Source organism: Novosphingobium sp. TK46, from assembly GCF_055361525.1.
Genome location: NZ_CM143963.1, coordinates 7,501 through 28,378 on the forward strand (window position 1 = coordinate 7,501; position 20,878 = coordinate 28,378).

The window sequence follows — 20,878 nt, forward strand, 5'->3', positions numbered from 1 at the left end:
CGCGTGCTTTTCGGCATCGAGCGCACGGCTGACCCAGCCGGTGATCGCCCGCGACCCCTCGTTATAGGCGCGCATCGTCATAAGCATGCGGCGCACGTCGGGGTGGACGATGATGGGGTCGGCGGGTCCGCCGGGGTTCTTCACGCCCGAAAGCGAACGGCCCTGCAGGCGATCCTTGGCATAGTAGACCGCCGATTGGTACGCCGCCTCCCCCACGCCCAGACCCTGGATGCCGACCGAGACGCGCTCGGTGTTCATCATCGTGAACATGGCGGCCATGCCCTTGTTCGCCTCGCCGACCAACCAGCCGGTAGAGTCATCGAAGTTGATCTGGCAGGTGGCCGAGGCCTTGAGGCCCATCTTGTGTTCGATGGCCGAAACCGAAACGCCATTGGCGGGGCCGGGCGTGTCGTCGTCCCTGGGAAGGTACTTGGGCACGAGGAACAGGCTGATGCCCTTCACGCCCGCAGGCGCGTCGGGCATGCGGGCCAGCACCAGGTGTATGATGTTTTCGGTAAGGTCATGGTCGCCGGCCGAGATGAAGATCTTCGCGCCGGTAAGCTTGTAGCTGCCGTCCTCCTGCGGCACCGCCTTGGTGCGCAGCAGGCCCAGATCTGTGCCGCAATGCGCCTCTGTAAGGCACATCGTGCCGGACCACTCGCCCGAAACCATCTTGGGCAGGAACCGCCGTTTGAGTTCGTCGGTCGCATGCCCCTCGATGGCCGTGGTGCCGCCGTGAGTCAGGCCGGGATAGAGGCTGAACGCCACGTTGGCCGCGCAGATCATTTCCTCGGTCATCTTGTTGACCTGCTCGGGCAGGCCCTGCCCACCCCACTCGGGATCGGACGCGAGCGCGCACCAGCCGCCTTCGCGGAACATCTGATAGGCTTCCCTGAAGCCCGAAGGCGTACGCACGACGCCGTTTTCGAGCGTGCAACCCTCGACGTCACCGCTGCGGTTGAGCGGCAGCAGCACCTCCTGTGCGACCTTGGCCGATTCCTCCAGGATCGCGTCGATCAGATCCGGGGTGAACTCGGCCAGCGCCTCGATATTGCCGAAGCCGTCGTCGTTGTGGAGTTCGTGGAGGACGAACTTCATGTCGCGCAGGGGTGCTTCGTAGACTTGCATGTCACTCTCCTGGAGGGCGCATCATCGCGCGCCCTTATCACATCAATTCCGCAGCGGCTTGCCGGTTTCGAGCGTGTGCTCGACCCGCGCCATCGTGCGTTTGTCGCGTACGCGGCGCATGAACTCCTGGCGTTCCAGCGTGAGCAGGTCCGCTTCCGTGACGGTGTCGACATAGTCGAACCCGCCGCCCGACAGGACGGTCGCCAGCGAGTCCGAGACGTCCATGTCGTAGTCGGTCGCCATGCCGCGCTCGCGGAAGCCTTCGGCCGCCATGTTGAGGCCGACGTGGCCACTCTCGCCCGGCAGGCGAAAGGTCGGCGGCTCCGGCGGCTTGTAGCCCTCGACCAGCGAGAGCGCCTTCTGCTTGGCGTCGTAGAGCAGTCGGTCGCGGTTCATGGTCACGCCGTCCTCTGGGCGCAGGAACATCAGCTCCTTGGCCTGCTGGGATGACTTCGAGACGGTCGCGGTGGAGACGGTTTCGAACACCTTGGCCACTGCGGGCATCGGGCCCTTCGGCATGCCGGGTGCGTTGCGCCAGCGGTCGAGCATCTCGCCGTTGCCGCCCCAGCCAGGGATGAGGCCGACGCCGCATTCGACGAGGCCAGTGTAGAGCTCGGCATGGGCCTGAATCGCATCGGAATGCAGCAGGATCTCGCACCCACCGCCGACCGCGAGCCCTGCAGGCGCGCTGACCACCGGGAACGGCGCATACTTCAACGCCTTGTACGCCATCTGGCCACCAGCAACGAGCTTCTCGATCTCGCTCCACGCGGCGATGTTCACCGCGAAGATGGCGAGGCCGAGGTTCGCCCCGGCCGAGAAGCTGTCGGCATCGCTATAGACGACCAGCGCCTTGTAGCTTTGCGCCACCAGCGGGATCGCCTGGCCGATCAGCTTCATGACCTCGCCGTCGAGCGCGTTCATCTTGCCGGTGAACTCCAGGCAAACGACGCCGTCACCCACGTCCCAGAGCGCAGCGGAGCCGTTCTTGAGCAGCGGCTTGGCGGCCAATTTGATGTCGGCGAGGCGCAGCACGCCTTCGGGGCGCACGATGTCGTGGTATTCGCCATCGGTACCCAGAAACTGACGCTTGCCGCCTTCGATGCGGTAGAACGTCCGCTCACCCGCCAGCTTAAGCAGTTCGGGGACGTGCTTGCCTTCGGCTTCTAGCCGATCGGCGAGGTACTTGGCGCCGAGCTTGTCGATCATCGCGAACGGGCCGGCTTTCCAGTTGTAGCCGAGGGTCATCGCGTCATCGATGGCGACCACGTCGTCCGCGCTTTCCGGCACCAGCGCCGCTGCGTAGGCCAGCGTGCCCGAAAGCACCGCCCACGCATAGTCGCCCAGCTTGCCCTTGGTTTCGACGAGCGCACGCAAGTCGCCCTTACCGGCAGCGCCCGCAGGACCGCGGGCATCCACCTTCGCCCGGTACTCGCCGGTCGCGAGGTCGATCGCCTCGCGCTGCTTTCCCTTGTCGCGGTTGAGGCGATAGAATCCGCCCTTCCCCTTGCGACCGGTGTAGCCCTCCCCAATCATCCGCTCGATCAGCGGGATGTCGCGGGCGATCGCGTGGTAGGGGTCGTCCTTCGCCAGCGTGCCGGTGAGGCTCGCTTTCAAGTGCGGCATTAGGTCGATGCCGACCAGATCGACGAGGCCGAAGATGCCGGTCTTGGGCACGCCCATCGGCGGACCGGCGATGGCGTCGGCCTCCTCGACGGTCAGGCCGAGGTCCATCGCGTTGTTGATGCCGACCTGGATCCAGTAGGTGCCGATGCGATTCGCGATGAAACCGGGCGTGTCCTTGGCGCGCACGACAGTCTTGCCCATCGCCACGTCGGCAAAGGCCTGAACCTTGCTCACCACCGCAGGATCGCTGTCGGGGCCGGCGACGATCTCGAGCAGGCGCATGTAACGCGGCGGGTTGAAGAAGTGGGTGATCAGAAAGTCGCGCTTGAACGCATCCGACCGGCCCTCGACAAGGTTGGCCAACGGGATCGTCGAGGTGTTCGACGACACCGCCGTGCCCTCTCGCTTCACCGCTTCGATCCTGGCGTAGAGGCTCTGCTTGATGTCGATGCGTTCGATCACCGCCTCGATCACCCAGTCGCACTCCGCGATCCTGTCGAGATGGTCGTCGATGTTGCCGGTCTCGACCAGCTTGGCGGCGCGGGTGCTCATGAACGGCGCGGGATCGGTCTTGAGCATCTTTGCCACCGCTCCCTCGGCGATGGCATTGCGCCCCGAGTTCTGGGCACCTTCCCTGGGCACGATATCGAGTAGCAGCACCGGCACCCCGGCATTGGCGACCTGAGCGGCGATACCGGCGCCCATGGTGCCGGCACCGATCACGCAGACTTTCTTGATGGTGTCGGTCATGATCAGTCCACCGCCTCCAGCACGGTGGCGATGCCCTGACCGCCGCCGATGCACTGCGTCGCGAGAGCGTACTTCCCACCCTCACGCTTCAGCAAGGACGCGGCCTTACCGACGATACGCGCACCGGTGGCACCCAGCGGATGGCCGAGCGCGATCGCGCCGCCGTCGATGTTGGTCTTGGCCGGATCGACGCCGAGGTCGCGCATGCAGGCGAGCGCCTGGCTGGCGAACGCCTCGTTCAGCTCGATCACGCTGAGATCCTTGGCCTCGATGCCGGCACGCTGCAGCGCCTTCTGGCTCGACAGGATCGGACCGAGGCCCATCGTCTCGGGCGCGCAGCCCGACACGCTGACCGACTTGATCCGGGCCAGGATCGGCAGGCCATGCGCCCTGGCGTACTCCTCGGTGGTGATGAGGACCGCGCTGGCGCCGTCGGTCACCGGCGAGGACGTACCCGCGGTCACCGAGCCTTGCGCCTCGAACGCGGGCTTCAATGCGGCCAGCGCGTCGGCGGACGTGTCGCCGCGAATGGCGCCGTCTTCGCTGACGAGGCCTGCCTTGGTCTGGATCGGCACGATCTCGTCAGCGAAATTGCCGCTGTCACGCGCAGTGGCGGCGCGCGTCTGGCTCTCGACCGCGAAGGCCTCCTGCTCCGCCCGGCCGATCTGGTACTTGGTCGCGACATTCTCCGCCGTCTCGCCCATCGACATGTAGGCGCTGCTCTTCTTTGCGAGCTCGGGGTTGGGCAGCGGGTTGAAGCCCATCATCGGCACCCGGCTCATCGACTCGACGCCGGCGCAGATGAACGCTTCGCCCGCGCCGATCGCGATCTGGCCCATGGCGATGTGCACCGCGCTCATCGAGGAGCCGCAAAAGCGGTTCACCGTCATCCCGCCGACGCTGATCGGCATGTCGGCCAGCAGCGCGGACAGGCGTGCCATGTTCAGCCCCTGCTCGCCTTCGGGAAAGGCGCAGCCGACGATCACGTCCTCGATATCGGCCGGCGCGACGCCGGTCTTCTGAATCAATCCACGGATCACCTGCGCCAAGAGGTCGTCGGGACGAACCCGCGCCAGCGCACCCTTGTTGGCGAGATGAAACGGGGAGCGGGCGAAACCCGCAACGACGACGCTTTGCATGCACACTCTCCATCGACGGGTCCGATATGTCGCGCTTCCGCGCCATCGACCCTGTGCATGTAAAGGTGCGCTACTTTCCCTATACGTCAAGCAATTTTTGCGTTAGACCGAGTCCAGGCTCGATCATCAAGCGACACTGCCCACATAAGGACAGGCGCGATCAGGCGTTGGAGAGTGAAGGAAGACTATGATGATAAAGCTCAGATATGCTTGCCTGGCCATCACGACGACGCTGGTGGCGGCACCGGTGCTGGCGGCAAGCCCCGACGATGCCATTGGCACGTGGCGCACCCCATCGAAGCATGGTGTCGTCGACATCACGAAATGCGGCTCATCGATCTGCGGACGTTTGACCGAGTCCGACAACATCCGCACCAACCCTGATCTTCGCGACCTGAACAACAAGGACGCGGCCAAGCGCACCCGCAAACTGAAGAACCTGCAGATCGTCGGCGGGTTCACGCGCGGGGCGGATAGCTGGAACGGCGGAACGATCTACAACCCCGAGGATGGCGGCACCTACAAGGCGACGATCACGCCCTCCGGCGACACGCTCAAATTGAAGGGCTGCATCGTGTGGCCCCTGTGCAAGACACAGAACTGGACGCGCATTCGCTGATCACCCGGGCTGATCGGAACAAGTGCTTTTAAAAAAAGAAAATACAGGAGAGACGATAATGACGACCAGCAAGGTAAGGATCCTTACCGGAACGGCGGCTGGCGCACTGGCGTTCGGCATGGCTGCAAGCGCCAGCGCGCAGGCCTTCTACCTTCAGGAGCAATCGGTACGCGGCCAGGGTCGCGCCTTTTCGGGTGAAGCTGCCGATACCGGCGTGGACTCGCTGTGGTGGAACCCTGCCGCAATTGGGGGGATCGATGGGGGCCAGGCGTCGGTCCATGCCAGCGCGATCCTCCCGCGTGGCAAGGTCGTCGATCAGGGAACCGTGATCGTTCGCCCGGGGCAGCCGCCCGCTTCGGTTGGTGGTGATCCGCGAGCGAGAAACCCGATCAACAACGGCGTCCTGCCATCAGGCGCGGTGGCATACGGCATGGGTCGCGTCGCGTTCGGCCTCGCCGTCAGCGCACCGTACAATTTTACGACGGACTACGATGCCGACAGCTGGGCCCGTTATACCGCGGACAAGACCAAGCTTCGCACTTTCGACATTCAGCCATCAGTCGCCTTTATGGTGACCCCGCAGTTGAGCATCGGCGCGGCTCTGAACGTCGAATATGCCGACGCCACGCTCAGCAACTATCTGCCCAACCTGTCGCCTGCACTGCCGGATGGCCGACAGACGCTGAAGGGCAACGGCTGGGATGTGGGCTGGTCCGCCGGCGCCCAATATCGTGGCGGGCCGGTGACCGTTGGCCTGGCCTACAAGTCGAGCATCAAGCACAAGCTGGACGGCACCGTCACCACCGAAGGGCTGCTTGGCCCGTTGGCCGGCCAGAACCGAGAGCTGGATACGCGCGCCACTTTCCGTACGCCGGGGCAGGCGATCGGCAGCATCCGCGTAAAGGCAACGTCGCAACTCACCCTCAACGGCCAGATCGTACGCTATGGCTGGAACAAGTTCGATGCCATTCGTCTTGGCGCACCGTTGAACACCGCGATCCCCGAAAACTACAAGAACGTATGGACCTATGCGGGCGGCGTCGATTACGACCTCAATCCGCAACTGACCTTGCGTGCCGGCGTGCAGTACGGCGAAACCCCCACCAGTGACGGCAACCGCGACGCCCGTGTGCCCGACAGCAACCGGTGGAACTTCTCGGCCGGCACCAGCTACGCGATAAACGAGCGGTTCACCGTCGATGCGGCCGCCAGCTACATCACGTTCAAGGACGCGCCGGTAAACCGCATCAGCGCCGCCTATCCGGGAACCGCTGCGCAGACGCCGATCCTTGTCGATGGAGAGCTTCGGGATGCGTCCGCCCTGGTCTTCTCGCTCGGCGCAAGGGTGGCGTTCTGATGGCTGCCGCGGCGCGAAACGCCGGCGCTTCCACGCCGGCAACCCAGATGGTGGCGACAGAGGAACTGCCTGCGTTCGCGCCGCGTCTGCTAACCGATCTGCTCGACAATGCCGTCGCCCGCCATGGCACCTGGCCGGCGGTCGACTTCATGGGCCGCAAGTGGACTTATTGCGAGATCGGCGATCTGTCTCGCCGTGCCGCGCGGGGTCTGCAGGATCTGGGCGTTCGGCCCGGCACCCGCGTCGGCCTCTGTCTGCCGAACACGCCTTATTACGTCGTCTGCTATTTCGCGATCCTGCGCATCGGCGGCGTCGTGGTAAACTTCAACCCGCTCTACACCGAGCGCGAACTGGAATATCAGGTCACGGACTCGCAAGTCGCGGTGATGATCGCGTCGGATCTGGCCATGTCGCTTCCGAAGATCGAGCCGCTCATCGGCCGCACGACGCTGCAGCGTGTGGTCGTCTGCCCGATCGCCGAAGTGCTGCCGGCGATCAAGCGCAGCGCGTATCGCCTGCTAAAGCGAAAGGACATCGCGCACGAGCCGCACGACTTGCGCTTCATCCGCTTCAACGATCTGGTCATGCGCGATGCCGCACCCGATCCGGTGCCGCGCGATCCCCACGATCTGGCCGTGCTGCAATACACCGGCGGCACCACCGGTACGCCGAAGGGCGCGATGCTGACCCACGCCAATCTGTCCGCGAACTCGGCACAGATGATCTCGCACGTCGGCCACATGCCCGAGCGGCAGGAGCGCACGCTTGGCGTGTTGCCGATGTTCCACGTCTTCGCCCTGACCACGGTGCTGAACTACTCGGTCGACACCGCCGCCGAGATGATCCTGCTCCCCCGGTTCGAGATGAAGTCGTTCCTGGAGACGGCCAAGCGCGTCAAGCCGACGCAGTTCTTCGGCGTCCCGACGCTCTACGCGGCCTTGAACGGCGTCGACCTGCATGGCGAATTCGATCAGGTTCGCGTCTGCATTTCCGGCGGCGCGCCGCTGCCGCTGGAAATCCGCCAGAAGTTCGAAGCGAAGACCGGGGTGCGTGTGGTCGAGGGATATGGGCTCTCCGAAGCGAGTCCGATCATTGCCTGCAACCCGCTTGAGGGCCTGGTGAAGGACAACTCGTGCGGGCCCGCCTTTCCCGGCACCGCGATCGAAATCCGCGACCCAAACAACATCGACAAGGTGATGAAGCCAGGCGAGCGCGGCGAAGTCTGCGCCCGGGGCGCGCAAGTCATGGCCGGCTACTGGAACCGACCGGCAGAGACGGAAGCCACGTTCATCTATGGCGCGTTGCGCACGGGAGACATCGGCTACCTCGACGAAGATGGATACCTGTTCCTGGTGGACCGGATCAAGGATCTGATTCTGTGCGGCGGGTACAATGTCTATCCCCGCATCATCGAGGACGCGCTCTACGAGCATCCCTCGGTCGAGGAGGCGGTGGTGATCGGCATTCCCGACCCGTACAGGGGGCAAACACCCAAGGCGTTCGTGGCACTTCATGCCGGTGATATCCTGACCGAAGAAGAACTGCTCGACTTCCTGCGGCCAAGGCTGAACAAGATCGAAATGCCATCCCAGATCGAATTTCGCGCGCACCTGCCTAAGACCATGGTCGGCAAGCTGTCCAAGAAGGAACTCGTGGCCGAAGAAGCAGCGCGCCATCACTCCGGTGGCAAGGCCTGATGGCCACGATCGAAATTGCGGACGCTGGGCGCGGTACGATCGAGGAGATCGGGATACAGGAGGCCGCGACGCTGCTTGGCGTCACCATGCGCACCTTGCGCTTCTATGAAGACAAGGGCCTGATCGCACCGCAACGCGTGGGCACGGCGAGGCTATATTCGCGGCGCGAGATCGGGCGGATGCAACTGATCCTGCGTGGCAAGCGGCTGGGGTTCAGCATTCGCGAAATCAAGGAGTTCCTCGATCTCTATGAGGTCGACCCCGAGCACCATGTTCAGGTGCAGCAACTGGTCGTCAAAGTGTCGGACAGGATCAAGCAGCTACGCCGCCAAAACGAGGCGATCGAACAGACGCTGGAAGAACTTCAGGTCATCGAAGCGCAGGCCCGTGATTGGCTGCTGGCACATTCGACGCACGCAAACGGCATGCAGGATGCCGGGCATGGCTGAAACCGCATCCCTTGCTTCAAAGGGTCAACTCGAACGCCTGCTGAGCGTCGAGGAACTCGACACCGACCTCTATCGCGGCGCTGCCCTAACCGAAGAACCAGGGCGCGTGTTCGGCGGCCAGGTCATCGCGCAGGCTCTCGCGTCCGCAAGCGCCAGCGTCGAGGGTGACCGCATGGCACACTCGCTACACGCTTACTTCCTGCGAGCCGGCGACAACCGGCGGCCGATCATCTACCGGGTGATCCGGGATTTCGATGGCGGAACGTTCGCCAATCGTCGGGTTGTGGCCCTGCAGGATGGCAAGCCGATCCTCAATCTGGCCGCGTCTTACCAACGCCGTGAAGACGGATTGGCCCATCACGCGCGCCTGCCGGATGTGCCGGGACCGGACGCAGCCATGCCGATGGCCGAGTTACTACGGCAACACGGCGCCAAGTTGCCGCCGGCGATTGCCGATCGTCTGAACGCGTTCGATATCCGCGCCGGGCAGCCGGATCGAAAAGGCATCGGCCCGCTTGGAATGCCAAGCCAGCATTCGTGGTTCCGGCTAGACCCGGTGCTTGGGCCAGCGTTAGCGCGAACGGCTCTGGCATACGTCAGCGATTTCGGTCTCGTTTCCACCGCTATCCTGCCACATGGGATCGAGTGGTTTTCTCTTGAGATACAGGGCGCAAGCCTGGATCATGCGATGTGGTTCCATGAGGATCCACCGCTGGGAGAATGGCTGCTTTATGCGATGGAGAGTCCGTGGTCGGGGCATTCGCGTGGCTTCTCGCGTGGCTCGATCTATGATCAATCGGGAAGGTTGATCGCCAGCATGGCCCAGGAAGGCTTGATGCGGCATCGACCCGGCTAGCAAGGGTCTGGGGGGTCTCGCGCCCATTTGATGCGACGCGCAGACCGCACTCTGCGCCTCCGACTTGCAAATGCGAACCGTTCGCATTATTCGGCTGGCCACAGTCAGGAGCCGCCACGTGCATCGATGCCATCTATACCCGAACCGTGGTTGCACGTCGTATGAATGCCGACCGACTTATCGGCTGAGGTCCGCGGCATGACCGACAATGCTTTTCTGTCGGGCGGGATCATCATCGCCGCTGTGGGCGTGGCGTTGCTCCGGTTCTCATGGTCCCGACCCCGACGCTCGATCCCCATCAATCTGGCCGGATGGCTCGCGCTATTGGCAGGTGTCGCTGCAGGTTCGGTCGCTGCGGGAGCGTGGGGCGCCGCAGTCGTAAGCCTGATGCCGATGGCATTGGCCTGCACCCTGCTGGCCGCCTCGGCTTTCGCATCCAGACCGAACAAGCGATCAGCAGGCGACCGGTCGAACCGTCGCAGCATCACCAAGTCTCCCTTAAGGCTGGGATCACGGCTGCTGACGTTCGTTTTGGTGGTCGTGGCTGCCTTGATCGTCGCCCTTGGCCTGGGTCTCGCCACAAGCCAGTCGATCCTGCTGGCCGGCGGCGGCAAGTCGAACGCTTATGCCGGCGCGTTGTTCATGATGCCGATCGCCTGGGCCGTTCTTGCCTATGCGATCGTGCTGAACGAGCGGCGAACGCAGTTTAAAATCCTGGCGGCTGCCAGCCTGCCGGTGCTGCCTTGCCTGGCGCTGGGTCTGATGTCGTGAGCGCCGCCGCGGATCCTTCGACGGTAAAGCGATCCCTGGCCGGTCACACGGTCATCGGACTGGTAGCAGGCGCATTGCTGTACATCGTCTGCCTGACCGGCACGATCTGCGTGTTCTTCCCCGAACTTCAACGTCTCGAACAGGCCGATGCGCCCGAGATGACCACGATTTCCCCCGGCGCCGTGCAGCGCGGCGTGGAAGCGGCCCTGGCACGCGATCACGCCAAGCCCCGGACCACGCATGTCTTTGTCCATCTGCCGGTCGAGACCATGCCCCGCACGATCGTCAGTACCGATCGCGAAAAGATGTTGCTGCGCGCAGATGGCTCGATCGCCGGGCCTCAGCAGAATGCCTGGAGTGATTTCCTGCTCGCGCTGCACTACACACTGAACCTGCCGGGCCTCGTCGGCCTGACCGTGGTGGGTGCTCTGGGTGTCATGATCCTGGCCCTTTCGCTGAGCGGAGTGGTTGCGCATCCTCGCATCTTCCGAGACGCGTTCCTCCTGCGCGCACGCGATCGATCGGGGCTTGGCCTGGCCGATTGGCACAACCGCATGAGTGTGTGGACACTGCCCTTCTCGACCGCCATCGCGCTTACGGGTGCTGCGATTGGCCTTGGCGGGATCACGACGTGGGGGCTTGCCGGTCTGTTCGAAAACGGCAAGGTCGAGGAAGTTTATCCCGAGTTGTTTGGTGCGGAAGGCCGTCCCGATCCCCGTCCGGCCGCCGCTCCCGACGTGACTGCGGCGCTTGCCCACATGACGCGCCTTTCAGCGGGTGTTATGCCGACCTATGTAACCGTGCACGAACCGCTCACCGTTGGGCAGGAAGTGCAGATCACCGCCCGCCATGCCCGGCGCCTGATCTTCGGCGAAAGCTATCGCTTCAACGCCGCAGGCGCCTTCCTCGGCAGCGGCGGTATGGCAGATGGCGCGATCGGCAAGCAGGCGGCGGCTTCGACTTACAGCCTGCACTTCGGTGACTACGGTGGCTTGCTGGTAAAGCTTGGCTATCTCGTCTTCGGAGCGGCGCTAACCGCGATCTGCGCTACCGGCATCTACATCTGGCTGGGAAAGCGAAGGCGCCGCGGCCACCATGAGCCACGCGTCGTGCGTGCGTGGGACGCCATCGTCTGGGGCGTTCCGGTCGCACTAGGCGGCACGCTCGCCGCGCGCCTGCTTTTGGGTAACAAGCTGCCATTCGCGGGGTTGTTCTGGGTTGGACTAGCAGCGATGTTGCTGGTGGCCTTGGCGCCCTTCAATCCCCATCGGTTCCGCCGGGTCATGCAGGCTCTTTCCGTTATCGCGATCCTCGTTCCAGTGCTGCTGCTGGCGCGATAGGCGCCGTGACGAAAAAGGCCAAGGACCGGATCGACCCAAAGTCATCGTTGGTTCAGACTCAGCCTTGATAAAAATACCCGGCGGTATAAAAGTGCCTTGACGATCGAGTGCCCCGTTATATATACCGGATGGTACACAAGGTGTGGCGCCAGAACGGCTGGATGCTCGCAAACGATTTTCCTGAATTCGAAGTTTCGCCCGCTGAGCCGACGCTTTCACAAGCGACCGTTATGACGGGCACCATTGCTGTTCCTCCTGGTCGTGCCGGGAGCGATCCGACGCCGCCAGGCGCGCGGATCATATCCATGCGCGTACCGCATGCGCCTCTGTTTCGGAGATTATTCCGCGTGAACTCGCCCGCCCACATCGAACTACCCTCTCATGCGATCGAGCAGGACCAATACCCACATCGCAGACCGCGGCACCGGCGCAACATCGCGATCGGTGTCATCGCCATAGCTTTGGTGGCGGGATTGGGCTGGAAGTTCCTCTCCGGTAATACGGCCGAAGCGGCTCCGCCGCCCCCCGCCGTCGTCCAAATCGCTGCTCCAATTACGCGCGAGGTTACCGAGTGGAACGACTATGTCGGCCGTTTCGCTCCCAGTCGCACCGTCGAGATACGCCCGCGCGTATCAGGCGCCGTCACGCAAATCCTGTTTCGAGATGGTGACTTCGTACGGCAGGGCCAGCCCCTGTTCGTCGTGGATCCTCGCCCTTACCGCGCCGCACTCGCCGAGGCGCAGGCGGAAGTCGCCTCCACCCGCAGCGCCGTCGCCTTGGCCCGGTCCAACTATGCCCGCGTGAGCGGCTTGACCGGAGACGAAGCGGTCGCCGGCACCGAGGTCGATCAATTGCGTGCGCGGATACAGGCCGCCGCGGCAGGCCTCGCCGGTGCTCAGGCGCGTGTCGCGCAACGTGCCCTCGACCTTGAGTTCGCCACCGTGCGTGCGCCGATATCCGGACGGGTTTCCGATCGCCGGGTCGACATCGGCAACCTGGTGTCCGGCCAGAGCGGCGCACAGGCGACATTGCTGACCACGATCAACGCGGTAGATCCGATCTACTTCAACTTCGATGCCTCCGAGGCGCTGTTCCTCAAGACTCAACGCGAGCGGCAGGCGAGCAGCGCGCCGGCCAACGTGCAGGTCCGCCTGCAGGACGAGGCTGACTACCGCTGGAACGGCAAGCTGGACTTCACCGACAACGGCCTCGATCCGCGCTCCGGCACGATCCGGGTCCGCGCGGTGGTGCCCAACCCCGAAGGCTTCCTGACGCCGGGCATGTTCGGCAACATGCGTCTGGCGGACGGCGGCAAAGTTCGCGCGCTGCTGGTGCCGGACGAAGCGGTACAGGCCGACCAGGCACGCAAGGTGGTACTCACCGTCGGCAAGGACGGCACCGTCACCGCCAAGCCGGTGCAGATCGGGCCGCTGGTCAATGGCCTGCGGGTTATCCAATCGGGCCTTTCACCCAACGATCGCGTCGTCGTCAGCAACTTCCAGGCGGCGGTCGCCGGCAGCAAGGTCGATCCCAAGCCGGGCAGGATCACACCCGCCAAGGCGGTCGCCCCGACACAAGCCGGCGCCAATTCGCCGACCGCAGCACAGGCGACGCTCGACTGACGCCTACCCCCATTCACCCGTAACGGGCGCGCGCCACTCGTGGCGGCGCCCACACAGGGACAAAGCCCATGCGATTTTCCCGGTTCTTCATCGACCGGCCGATCTTTGCGGGCGTCATCGCGGTGATCATCACCGTGGTGGGCGCGCTCGCCTTCCTCGGCCTGCCGATCACGCAATATCCCGATATCGTGCCCCCCACCGTCACGGTGACGGCGCAGTATCCGGGCGCCTCCGCCGAGACCGTGGCCGACACCGTCGCCGCGCCGATCGAGCAGGAGATTAACGGCGTCGACAACATGCTCTACATGGACTCGCAGTCCACGGGCGATGGCAAGACGACGATCACGGTCACCTTCAAGATCGGCACCGACCTCGATTCCGCGCAGGTGCTGGTGCAGAACCGCGTCGCGATCGCCACGCCGCGCCTACCGGCCGAAGTGCAGCAGCTCGGCATCGTTACCAACAAGTCCTCGCCGGACTTCCTGATGGTGGTGAACCTGCAGTCGCCGGACGAGAGCCTGAACCGCGATTACCTGTCCAACTATGCCCTGACCCAGGTGCGCGACAAGCTCGCCCGCGTCGAAGGCGTGGGCGACGTCCGTCTATATGGTTCGCGCGACTTCGGCATGCGGATTTGGATCGATCCCGGCCGCGCCTCCGCGCTCGACCTGACCCCGGGCGAGATCGTCGCCGCTCTACGCGCGCAAAACGTGCAGGTCTCCGCCGGTGCGCTGGGTGCTCCCCCGTACGACAAGGGCAACGCCTACCAGGTCGGTGTCGAACTGCAGGGCCGCCTCACCACGCCCGAGCAGTTCTCCGATGTCGTCGTGCGCAGCGATCCCGACGGCCGCCAAGTGCGCGTGCGCGATGTCGCGCGTGTTGAGCTGGGCGCGCAGGACTACACCATCAACACCTACCTCTCGAACAAGCCGACCGTCGTGATGGCGGTGATGCAACGGCCTGGGTCGAACGCGCTTAATGCCGCCGATGCCGTTCGCGCGCAGATGGACGACCTCTCCAAGTCCTTCCCCAAGGGCATGGAATACTCGGTGATCTACAACCCGACCGAGTTCATCGGCCAGTCGATCGACGCGGTCTATCATACGCTGTTCGAGGCGGTGATCCTGGTCGTCATCGTCATCCTGGTGTTCCTGCAGAACTGGCGCGCCGCGATTATCCCAATTGTCGCGATCCCGGTGTCGCTGATCGGCACCGCGGTGATGCTGGCTGCTCTGGGCTACTCGCTCAACAACTTGTCGCTGTTCGGCCTGGTGCTGGCGATCGGCATCGTCGTCGACGATGCCATCGTCGTGGTCGAGAACGTCGAGCGTTATATCGAGGAAGGCATGAAGCCCATCGAGGCTGCGCGGCGCTCGATGGACGAGGTGTCGGGTGCGCTGGTGGCCATCGTGCTGGTGCTGTGCGCGGTGTTCGTGCCGACGCTGTTCATCAGCGGCATCTCGGGCGCGTTCTACAAGCAGTTCGCCGTAACCATCTCGACCGCGACCGTCATCTCGCTTTTGATCTCGCTGACGCTGTCTCCGGCGCTGGCCGCGATCCTGCTGCGCGAGCGCGAGCGGGTTCCCGCAAGCGCTCCCCGCTGGCGCCAGTGGCTCCAGAGTGCGGGCGACAAGTTCAACCACGGTTTCGAGCGCCTGAGCGATCGCTACTCCCGGCTGACCTTGAAGCTGGTGCAGGCCCCGGCGCGGATGATGGCGACGTATGCCGCCCTGATCCTCGCCACGCTGGGCCTGTTCTGGACCACGCCCGCCGGCTTCGTGCCACAGCAGGACCAGGGCTACTTCCTGGCCGCCGCCTTCCTGCCGCCGGGCTCGTCGCTGTCGCGAACGGACGAAGTGGCGCGCGAAATGGCCAAGCGCATCCTGCCGATCAAGGGCATTCGCGGCGCCGTGATGTTCGCCGGGCTGCACGGCCCTTCGCGCACGGCGGCGCCCGACGCGGCGGCGATCTACTTCCCCTTCGATAGCTTCGAGGAACGGCTGAAAATCGGCGCGTCCTATGCCAAGATCATGGAACAGGCCGGCGCGGCGATGAAAGGCTTCGACAAGGCGCAGGTGTTCCTGCTGCCGCCGCCGACCATCAACGGCATCGTCCCGGCTGGTGGCTACCGCATGATCGTCGAGGACAAGCAGGGCCGCAGCTATGCCGATTTGCAAAAGGCCATGGGCCCGATGCTGGGCGCGGCGAACAAGGATCCGGCCTTGAAGCAGGTCTACAGCCTGTTCAACACCGCGACCCCGCGTGTCTTCGCCGACGTCGACCGTGCCAAGGCCGACATGCTGGGCGTGCCGCCGCAGCGCATCTTCGAGGCACTGCAAGTGTATCTTGGATCCGCTTTCGTGAACGACTTCAACCTGTTGGGGCGCACTTATCGCGTTACGGCTCAGGCCGACTCGGCCTATCGCGGTTCCATCGCCGATATTGCGAATCTGAAGACCCGTTCCAACTCCGGGGCGATGGTGCCGATCGGTTCGGTCGCGACCTTCAAGGACGAAACCGGCCCCTACCGCGTCGTGCGCTACAACCTGCAGCGCGCCATCGAGGTGGATGGCGGCGTCGCTCCCGGCCATTCGACCGGGCAGGCGCTCGCGACGATGGAGAAGATCGCCAACGACACCTTGCCCGCCGGGTACGGCTTTGAATGGACGGGCATCGCCTATCAGCAGTCGACTGCCGGCAACACCGCCGGGATCGTCTTCGGCATGGCGGTGTTCTTCGTCTTTCTCGTGCTCGCCGCGCAGTACGAAAGCCTGACGCTGCCGCTTTCGATCGTGCTGATCGTGCCGATGTGTCTCTTCGCGGCGATGCTTGGCGTGCAGATCAGGGGCATGGACAACAACATCCTGACTCAGATCGGCCTCGTCGTGCTCATCGCTCTCGCGGCCAAGAACGCGATCCTCGTGGTCGAGTTCGCCAAGCAGGCCGAAGAGGAAGGCATGTCGACGATCGACGCCGCAGTCCACGCCGCCCGCACCCGCCTGCGGCCTATCCTGATGACCAGCTTCGCGTTCATCCTCGGCACGGTCCCGCTGGTCATCGCCGAAGGCGCCGGCTCCGAACTGCGCCAGGCATTGGGCACCGCCGTTTTCTTCGGCATGACGGGCGTTACCGGGTTCGGCCTCTTGTTCACCCCAACCTTCTACGTCGTGTGCCGCACGCTGGCTGAAAAGCTGCGGCGCGGCCCCCGCCCCCAGCGCAGCCACGACGCTGCGCTGCAGCCGGCGGAATGAAAGGACAATCGAGCATGAAGCTGCTTACCTTCGGGCACCCGATGAGGACCAGCCTCGCCGCCCTGCTCGCCGCGACGAGCTTGGCCGGCTGCGCCGTGGGCCCGAACTACGTCACCGCCGTCCCGCCGCCCCGTTCCGAAGTGCCATTCGCCGGTACGACGTCACCGGCGGTGTCGACTTTGGCACCACGGAACGACTGGTGGCAGCTCTATGACGATCCGGTGCTTGCAGCTCTGGTGCAGGACGCGCTTGATGCCAACACGGATGTCCGTGTGGCGGTGGCGCGGATCGAGCGGGCGCGCGCGCAGTTGCGCGGCTCATACGCTGATCGATTGCCGCAGACCGACATAAACGGATCGGCGGTGCAGAACCGTTCCTCTGCCATGCAGGTCCTGCCGGGCCTGAACCGCGAAAACCGCATCGTCGATGGCGAACTGAGCGTCGCCTATGAGCTTGACCTGTTCGGCCGGGTCAAGCGCGGCGTCGAAGCCAGTCGCGGGGATCTCGCCGCCGCGCAGGAGGATGCCGACGCGGTTCGCGTAACCGTCGTTTCGGACACCGTACGCGCCTATGTCGATGCGAGCAGCGCGGCCTCGCAACTGGCAGTCGCCCAACGGACGGTCGATCTGCTCGACCGCGCAATCAGGATAACCAACGTCCGCTTCGAGCGCGGTCTGAACGAAAACCTCGACGTGATCCGAGTGACGCAATTGCGCGAGCAGCAAGCGGCGACGATCCCGACTTTTGCCGCAACACGCGATGGCGCCTTGTTTCGGCTGGCAACGCTGACCGGCCGTGCGCCGCAGGATTTGCCAGAGGCGGCGCGGCTCCGCACGACGACGCCCGATGTCGCGCAGCCCATTCCGGTTGGCGACGGACGCCTGCTGCTCGCCCGTCGCCCCGACGTGAAAGCTGCGGAGCGCCGGCTGGCAGCCGACACCGCGCGGATCGGCGTCGCGACTGCCGACTTGTACCCGAAGATATCGCTTGGCGGGGCAATCGGCACGACCGCGATCGGATCGACCGACGTATTCGGCGGGGGACCGTTGCGCTGGCTGATTGGACCGCTGATCTCGTGGGCTTTCCCCAATCAGGAGGGCATCCGCGCCCGCATCGGCGCCGCCCGGGCTGATACCAAGGCCGATCTGGCAACTTTCGACGGCACCGTGCTGCGGGCGCTTGAAGAGACCGAGACCGCGCTCTCCGTCTATCGCAACGCGCTGCTGCGCCGCGAACGTCTCGCGTCTGCTCGCGATGCTGCCGAACGTGCCGCGAACGTGGGCATCGCCCGCCAGCAACGTGGATCGATCGATGCCCTTGTCGTTCTCGACACCCAGCGCACGTTCGTCTTGTCTGAGGCAGAGTATGCCGCAGCTACCCGCGCGGTAGCGTTCGCGCAGGTCGACCTGTTCCGGGCGCTCGGCGGCTCTTGGCGGGATCCCGCAATTGCCATGGCCGTTACCGAGCGCGCGGCTGGGACGTAGCGGAGGGCGAGAGCCGGTAGTCACCTGCGATAGCAGCGACATCCGCCTCGGCTGCGAAGAAGTATCTTTTCGACTTTATCGAACGCTTTGGCAGAGTTTAATCCACTCACCTGCAACTGGAATGACGGCTATTGGCTAGTTCGACATTATGGATTTCAGGAGCAAGGCAGGATGGGCATTCAATCGAGCAACACTGACAGCGTCGATCTCGTCATCCTGCCGCCGGTGCGCGACCTTGGCGATGGCTTCAGTGTCCGTCGTGCGCTTCCATCGCCGCAGCGCCGCATGGTCGGCCCCTTCATCTTCTTCGACCAGATGGGGCCGACAGCCTTCAGCAACGGAGCCGGGCTCGACGTACGACCGCATCCGCATATCGGACTTTCGACGCTGACGTATCTTCTGGAAGGCGAGATCGAGCATCGCGACAGCCTGGGTTCATTGCAAACGATCCGCCCCGGTGAGGTCAACCTGATGACTGCTGGGTCGGGCATCACCCATTCCGAACGCAGCCCCGCCGAAACGCGGGGCGTTGGCGGGGGGTTGTTCGGCTTGCAAACCTGGATCGCATTGCCCGCTGACCAGCAGGAGATCGCCCCCGCCTTCGACCACTATTCCGCAGACCAGATCCCGACCCTGGATGCCGATGGTGTCAGGCTCTCACTGGTAGTGGGACAGTCCGATGGCTTGCGCTCCCCGGTGCGGACTTACTCTGACACTCTTTACGCAGACGTGGTGATCGACGGCGGTGCGCGGTATCAGTTCAGCGCCGAGCACATCGAGCGAGCTGCCTACGTCGTAGCCGGCGCGATCGAGGTTGTCGGACAGGAAGGCAGGTTCGAGACCGGCCAGTTCATCGTGTTCAAACCCGGCGAAGCACTTGTGCTGCGCGGGATCGGCGCCACCCGGATTATGCTGGTTGGGGGTGAGCCATTCCCCGAACAGCGCCAGATATTCTGGAACTTCGTCTCGACTTCTGCGGAGCGGATCGAGCAGGCAAAGCGGGATTGGCGCGAGGGCCGTTTTGCCAGCGTTCCTGGCGACGATGAGTTCATCCCCTTGCCTGCTTCATGAGCGCCTGCTTCATGAGCGCCTGCTTCATGAGCCGAGCTGGCGCTTCAGCCTGTTCACCGCTTCGTCCAGGCTGGACAGGTAGCGCGAGCGATCGGCGCCGCTGAAGGGCGCAGGACCACCGACAGCGTCGCCACCGGCTCGCAAATCGGCCATGATCGCGCGTACGGCGATTGCGCTGCCGATCGACGTCGACGTGAACGGCTTTCCACTGTTGGAGATCACGACGGCACCCAGCTTGATGCAGCGATCAGCCAGCAGGATGTCGCCGGTGATCACGATCGTGCCAGGCCCCGCCTGTTCGACGATCCAGTCATCCGCGGCATCGAAGGCATCGCTGACGATCTTGCGGGAGATAAGCGGATCGCGCGGCGTGCGGATCGGGCTGTTGCTGACGACCGTGACCGGCACTTTGTATCGCGCCGCGACGCGATAGGTTTCGTCTTTCACCGGGCAGGCATCGGCATCGATCAGGATCTGGATCATACCACGTCATAGCGTGTTGTCGTGAGCGCGACGATACCCACATCAGGTTCGCATGGCCTTTGCACGCAATTGTGCTAAAGGCGGCGCGCCCGAACAGCAGTGGTCGCATGCAGCGCTGCTGACGGCAACGTCCCTCGCCTTCCCGGCGGTGGGGATTTTCGATGATCTTCAAGGAAATAGAGTAAGTATTGATGGCAGGATACAAGGAGCCGGGCTTTCAGGACCGGAGGCAAGCCGCGGACGAGGCGCGGGCCAAGGCGCTGGCAAAGCTGAAGTCGAAGCCGCCGGTCGATCCCGCAGTGATCGCCGAGCGCATCGCCAAGGCGGAGCAGCGCGAGGCGGCACAGCTGGCCAAGCGCGAAGCGGCAAAGGCGGCGAAGGCCGAAGCCGAAGCACAAGCGGCGGCCGAAGCTGCACGCCTTGAAGAGGAAGCCCGCGCGGCCGCTCCGCCGCCGCCGCCGCCCGAACTGACGGCGGAAGAGAAGAAGGCGCTTCGCGACGCGAAGTACGCCGCGCGCAAAGCACGCCGGAAGTAATCGCGGTTGACCTGTGACCTGCCGCTCAGCGGTGACGAACTGATCGGCAGTGCGTGGGTCCCCGACGGTGTCGAATTGCGTTTGTTGCGCAACGAGGGCGATTTCGCGATCGTGCTCGAGCGCAACGAACTCATGAGCTCGGATATGCACGCGTCGGAGCAGGCGCTCGCGACGATGACCTGTGACCGCTTGCAATCACGCGATGCGCCGCACCTGCTGATCGGCGGCTACGGCATGGGGTTCACGCTGCGCGCGGCCCTGGCCGCGCTTGGACCGCAAGCGAGTATCACGGTTGCTGAGATCGTGCCTGAGATCATCGAGTGGGCACGCGGTCCGATGCGCGAACTCACCGCGCGCTGCCTCGACGATCCTCGCGTTCTGCTGGTTATGGACGATGTCGCCATGCTGATCGATGCGGCCAGGGGCGGATACGATGCGATCTTGCTGGATGTCGATAACGGTCCGGAGGGTTTGACCCGGCGCCTGAACGATGGCCTCTATTCCAACGCTGGATTGCAAGCAGCGTACAAGGCCTTGAAGCCCTTAGGAATCCTTGCGATCTGGTCCGCCGGAACCGAGCCGTCCTTTGCCGCGCAGTTGTCGCGCAATGGCTTTGCGGTGACGGAGGTGCCGGTCCGTGCCCTGCCCGATGGCAGTGGCGAAAGTCACATCATCTGGTTCGCGCAAAGGCCGGGCTGA

At 64.3% G+C, this 20,878-nt stretch carries 17 protein-coding genes (1 of these 17 cut by a window edge); 13 read left to right on the forward strand and 4 right to left on the reverse strand.

Going from position 1 to position 20,878, the window contains the following annotated elements:
* The 3 genes in view from ACXJ1Z_RS00035 to ACXJ1Z_RS00045 are tightly spaced (at most 42 nt apart) and all read right to left on the reverse strand, a layout consistent with a single transcriptional unit that may run on beyond the window.
* Nucleotides 1-1,128: the 5' portion of an acyl-CoA dehydrogenase C-terminal domain-containing protein gene (locus tag ACXJ1Z_RS00035; protein ID WP_463778605.1), read on the reverse strand. 663 nt of this gene lie to the left of the window's left edge; only the first 1,128 of its 1,791 coding nucleotides appear in the window; the start codon lies at nucleotides 1,126-1,128; its stop codon lies beyond the left edge, outside the window.
* Between the two features lie 42 nt (nucleotides 1,129-1,170).
* A complete protein-coding gene (locus ACXJ1Z_RS00040) occupies nucleotides 1,171-3,504 on the reverse strand; it encodes a 3-hydroxyacyl-CoA dehydrogenase/enoyl-CoA hydratase family protein (RefSeq protein WP_463778607.1) in 2,334 nt (777 codons plus the stop codon).
* A gap of 2 nt (nucleotides 3,505-3,506) precedes the next feature.
* Nucleotides 3,507-4,643, reverse strand: coding sequence for a thiolase family protein (locus ACXJ1Z_RS00045; protein ID WP_463778608.1), 1,137 nt, complete (start codon nucleotides 4,641-4,643; stop codon nucleotides 3,507-3,509).
* Between the two features lie 190 nt (nucleotides 4,644-4,833).
* Here ACXJ1Z_RS00045 and ACXJ1Z_RS00050 point away from each other — a divergent pair, with 190 nt between their 5' ends.
* The 11 genes from ACXJ1Z_RS00050 to ACXJ1Z_RS00100 all read left to right on the forward strand — a co-directional run bounded on the left by ACXJ1Z_RS00050 (nucleotide 4,834) and on the right by ACXJ1Z_RS00100 (nucleotide 19,160).
* The gene (locus ACXJ1Z_RS00050; protein ID WP_463781127.1) at nucleotides 4,834-5,262 is read left to right on the forward strand and encodes a DUF2147 domain-containing protein; all 429 of its coding nucleotides are present in this window, start codon (nucleotides 4,834-4,836) and stop codon (nucleotides 5,260-5,262) included.
* A 58-nt stretch (nucleotides 5,263-5,320) separates the two neighbouring features.
* The gene (locus tag ACXJ1Z_RS00055; protein ID WP_463778610.1) at nucleotides 5,321-6,619 is read left to right on the forward strand and encodes an OmpP1/FadL family transporter; all 1,299 of its coding nucleotides are present in this window, start codon (nucleotides 5,321-5,323) and stop codon (nucleotides 6,617-6,619) included.
* Nucleotides 6,619-8,316, forward strand: a complete 1,698-nt coding sequence (locus ACXJ1Z_RS00060) for a long-chain-fatty-acid--CoA ligase (protein ID WP_463778611.1) — start codon at nucleotides 6,619-6,621, stop codon at nucleotides 8,314-8,316. The genes ACXJ1Z_RS00055 and ACXJ1Z_RS00060 overlap by 1 nt, the downstream gene beginning before the upstream one ends.
* Nucleotides 8,316-8,765, forward strand: coding sequence for a MerR family transcriptional regulator (locus ACXJ1Z_RS00065; protein ID WP_463778612.1), 450 nt, complete (start codon nucleotides 8,316-8,318; stop codon nucleotides 8,763-8,765). Before ACXJ1Z_RS00060 ends, ACXJ1Z_RS00065 begins: the two co-directional genes overlap by 1 nt.
* On the forward strand, nucleotides 8,758-9,621 hold the full coding sequence (locus ACXJ1Z_RS00070) for an acyl-CoA thioesterase (RefSeq protein ID WP_463778614.1): 864 nt from the start codon (nucleotides 8,758-8,760) through the stop codon (nucleotides 9,619-9,621). The genes ACXJ1Z_RS00065 and ACXJ1Z_RS00070 overlap by 8 nt, the downstream gene beginning before the upstream one ends.
* Before the next feature lie 198 nt (nucleotides 9,622-9,819).
* Entirely contained in the window at nucleotides 9,820-10,392 is a 573-nt protein-coding gene (locus ACXJ1Z_RS00075; RefSeq protein WP_463778615.1) for a hypothetical protein, read from the forward strand.
* Complete coding sequence (locus ACXJ1Z_RS00080) at nucleotides 10,389-11,732, forward strand: PepSY-associated TM helix domain-containing protein (protein WP_463778616.1); 1,344 nt, start codon at nucleotides 10,389-10,391, stop codon at nucleotides 11,730-11,732. The genes ACXJ1Z_RS00075 and ACXJ1Z_RS00080 overlap by 4 nt, the downstream gene beginning before the upstream one ends.
* 347 nt (nucleotides 11,733-12,079) lie before the next feature.
* Nucleotides 12,080-13,354, forward strand: coding sequence for an efflux RND transporter periplasmic adaptor subunit (locus tag ACXJ1Z_RS00085; protein ID WP_463778618.1), 1,275 nt, complete (start codon nucleotides 12,080-12,082; stop codon nucleotides 13,352-13,354).
* Between the two features lie 68 nt (nucleotides 13,355-13,422).
* Nucleotides 13,423-16,605: an efflux RND transporter permease subunit gene (locus ACXJ1Z_RS00090; RefSeq protein ID WP_463778619.1), complete on the forward strand. Its 3,183-nt coding sequence runs from the start codon at nucleotides 13,423-13,425 to the stop codon at nucleotides 16,603-16,605.
* Between the two features lie 14 nt (nucleotides 16,606-16,619).
* Nucleotides 16,620-18,089, forward strand: coding sequence for an efflux transporter outer membrane subunit (locus tag ACXJ1Z_RS00095; RefSeq protein ID WP_463778621.1), 1,470 nt, complete (start codon nucleotides 16,620-16,622; stop codon nucleotides 18,087-18,089).
* A gap of 171 nt (nucleotides 18,090-18,260) precedes the next feature.
* Complete coding sequence (locus ACXJ1Z_RS00100) at nucleotides 18,261-19,160, forward strand: pirin family protein (RefSeq protein WP_463778622.1); 900 nt, start codon at nucleotides 18,261-18,263, stop codon at nucleotides 19,158-19,160.
* A gap of 24 nt (nucleotides 19,161-19,184) precedes the next feature.
* Here the strand turns inward: ACXJ1Z_RS00100 and ACXJ1Z_RS00105 are convergent, their stop codons facing one another.
* Nucleotides 19,185-19,643: a YaiI/YqxD family protein gene (locus ACXJ1Z_RS00105; protein WP_463778623.1), complete on the reverse strand. Its 459-nt coding sequence runs from the start codon at nucleotides 19,641-19,643 to the stop codon at nucleotides 19,185-19,187.
* A 191-nt stretch (nucleotides 19,644-19,834) separates the two neighbouring features.
* Here ACXJ1Z_RS00105 and ACXJ1Z_RS00110 point away from each other — a divergent pair, with 191 nt between their 5' ends.
* Nucleotides 19,835-20,179, forward strand: a complete 345-nt coding sequence (locus ACXJ1Z_RS00110; protein ID WP_463778624.1) for a DUF6481 family protein — start codon at nucleotides 19,835-19,837, stop codon at nucleotides 20,177-20,179.
* 6 nt (nucleotides 20,180-20,185) lie between these two features.
* Complete coding sequence (locus ACXJ1Z_RS00115; RefSeq protein ID WP_463778626.1) at nucleotides 20,186-20,878, forward strand: spermidine synthase; 693 nt, start codon at nucleotides 20,186-20,188, stop codon at nucleotides 20,876-20,878.

Bases quoted from the DNA above. Each gene is read 5' to 3' on its own strand.
- ACXJ1Z_RS00040 (WP_463778607.1), bottom strand. From the start codon at position 3,504: ATGACCGACACCATCAAGAAAGTCTGCGTGATCGGTGCCGGCACCATG.
- ACXJ1Z_RS00045 (WP_463778608.1), bottom strand. From the start codon at position 4,643: ATGCAAAGCGTCGTCGTTGCGGGTTTCGCCCGCTCCCCGTTTCATCTC.
- ACXJ1Z_RS00050 (WP_463781127.1), top strand. From the start codon at position 4,834: ATGATAAAGCTCAGATATGCTTGCCTGGCCATCACGACGACGCTGGTG.
- ACXJ1Z_RS00055 (WP_463778610.1), top strand. From the start codon at position 5,321: ATGACGACCAGCAAGGTAAGGATCCTTACCGGAACGGCGGCTGGCGCA.
- ACXJ1Z_RS00060 (WP_463778611.1), top strand. From the start codon at position 6,619: ATGGCTGCCGCGGCGCGAAACGCCGGCGCTTCCACGCCGGCAACCCAG.
- ACXJ1Z_RS00065 (WP_463778612.1), top strand. From the start codon at position 8,316: ATGGCCACGATCGAAATTGCGGACGCTGGGCGCGGTACGATCGAGGAG.
- ACXJ1Z_RS00070 (WP_463778614.1), top strand. From the start codon at position 8,758: ATGGCTGAAACCGCATCCCTTGCTTCAAAGGGTCAACTCGAACGCCTG.
- ACXJ1Z_RS00075 (WP_463778615.1), top strand. From the start codon at position 9,820: ATGACCGACAATGCTTTTCTGTCGGGCGGGATCATCATCGCCGCTGTG.
- ACXJ1Z_RS00090 (WP_463778619.1), top strand. From the start codon at position 13,423: ATGCGATTTTCCCGGTTCTTCATCGACCGGCCGATCTTTGCGGGCGTC.
- ACXJ1Z_RS00095 (WP_463778621.1), top strand. From the start codon at position 16,620: ATGAAGCTGCTTACCTTCGGGCACCCGATGAGGACCAGCCTCGCCGCC.
- ACXJ1Z_RS00100 (WP_463778622.1), top strand. From the start codon at position 18,261: ATGGGCATTCAATCGAGCAACACTGACAGCGTCGATCTCGTCATCCTG.
- ACXJ1Z_RS00105 (WP_463778623.1), bottom strand. From the start codon at position 19,643: ATGATCCAGATCCTGATCGATGCCGATGCCTGCCCGGTGAAAGACGAA.
- ACXJ1Z_RS00110 (WP_463778624.1), top strand. From the start codon at position 19,835: ATGGCAGGATACAAGGAGCCGGGCTTTCAGGACCGGAGGCAAGCCGCG.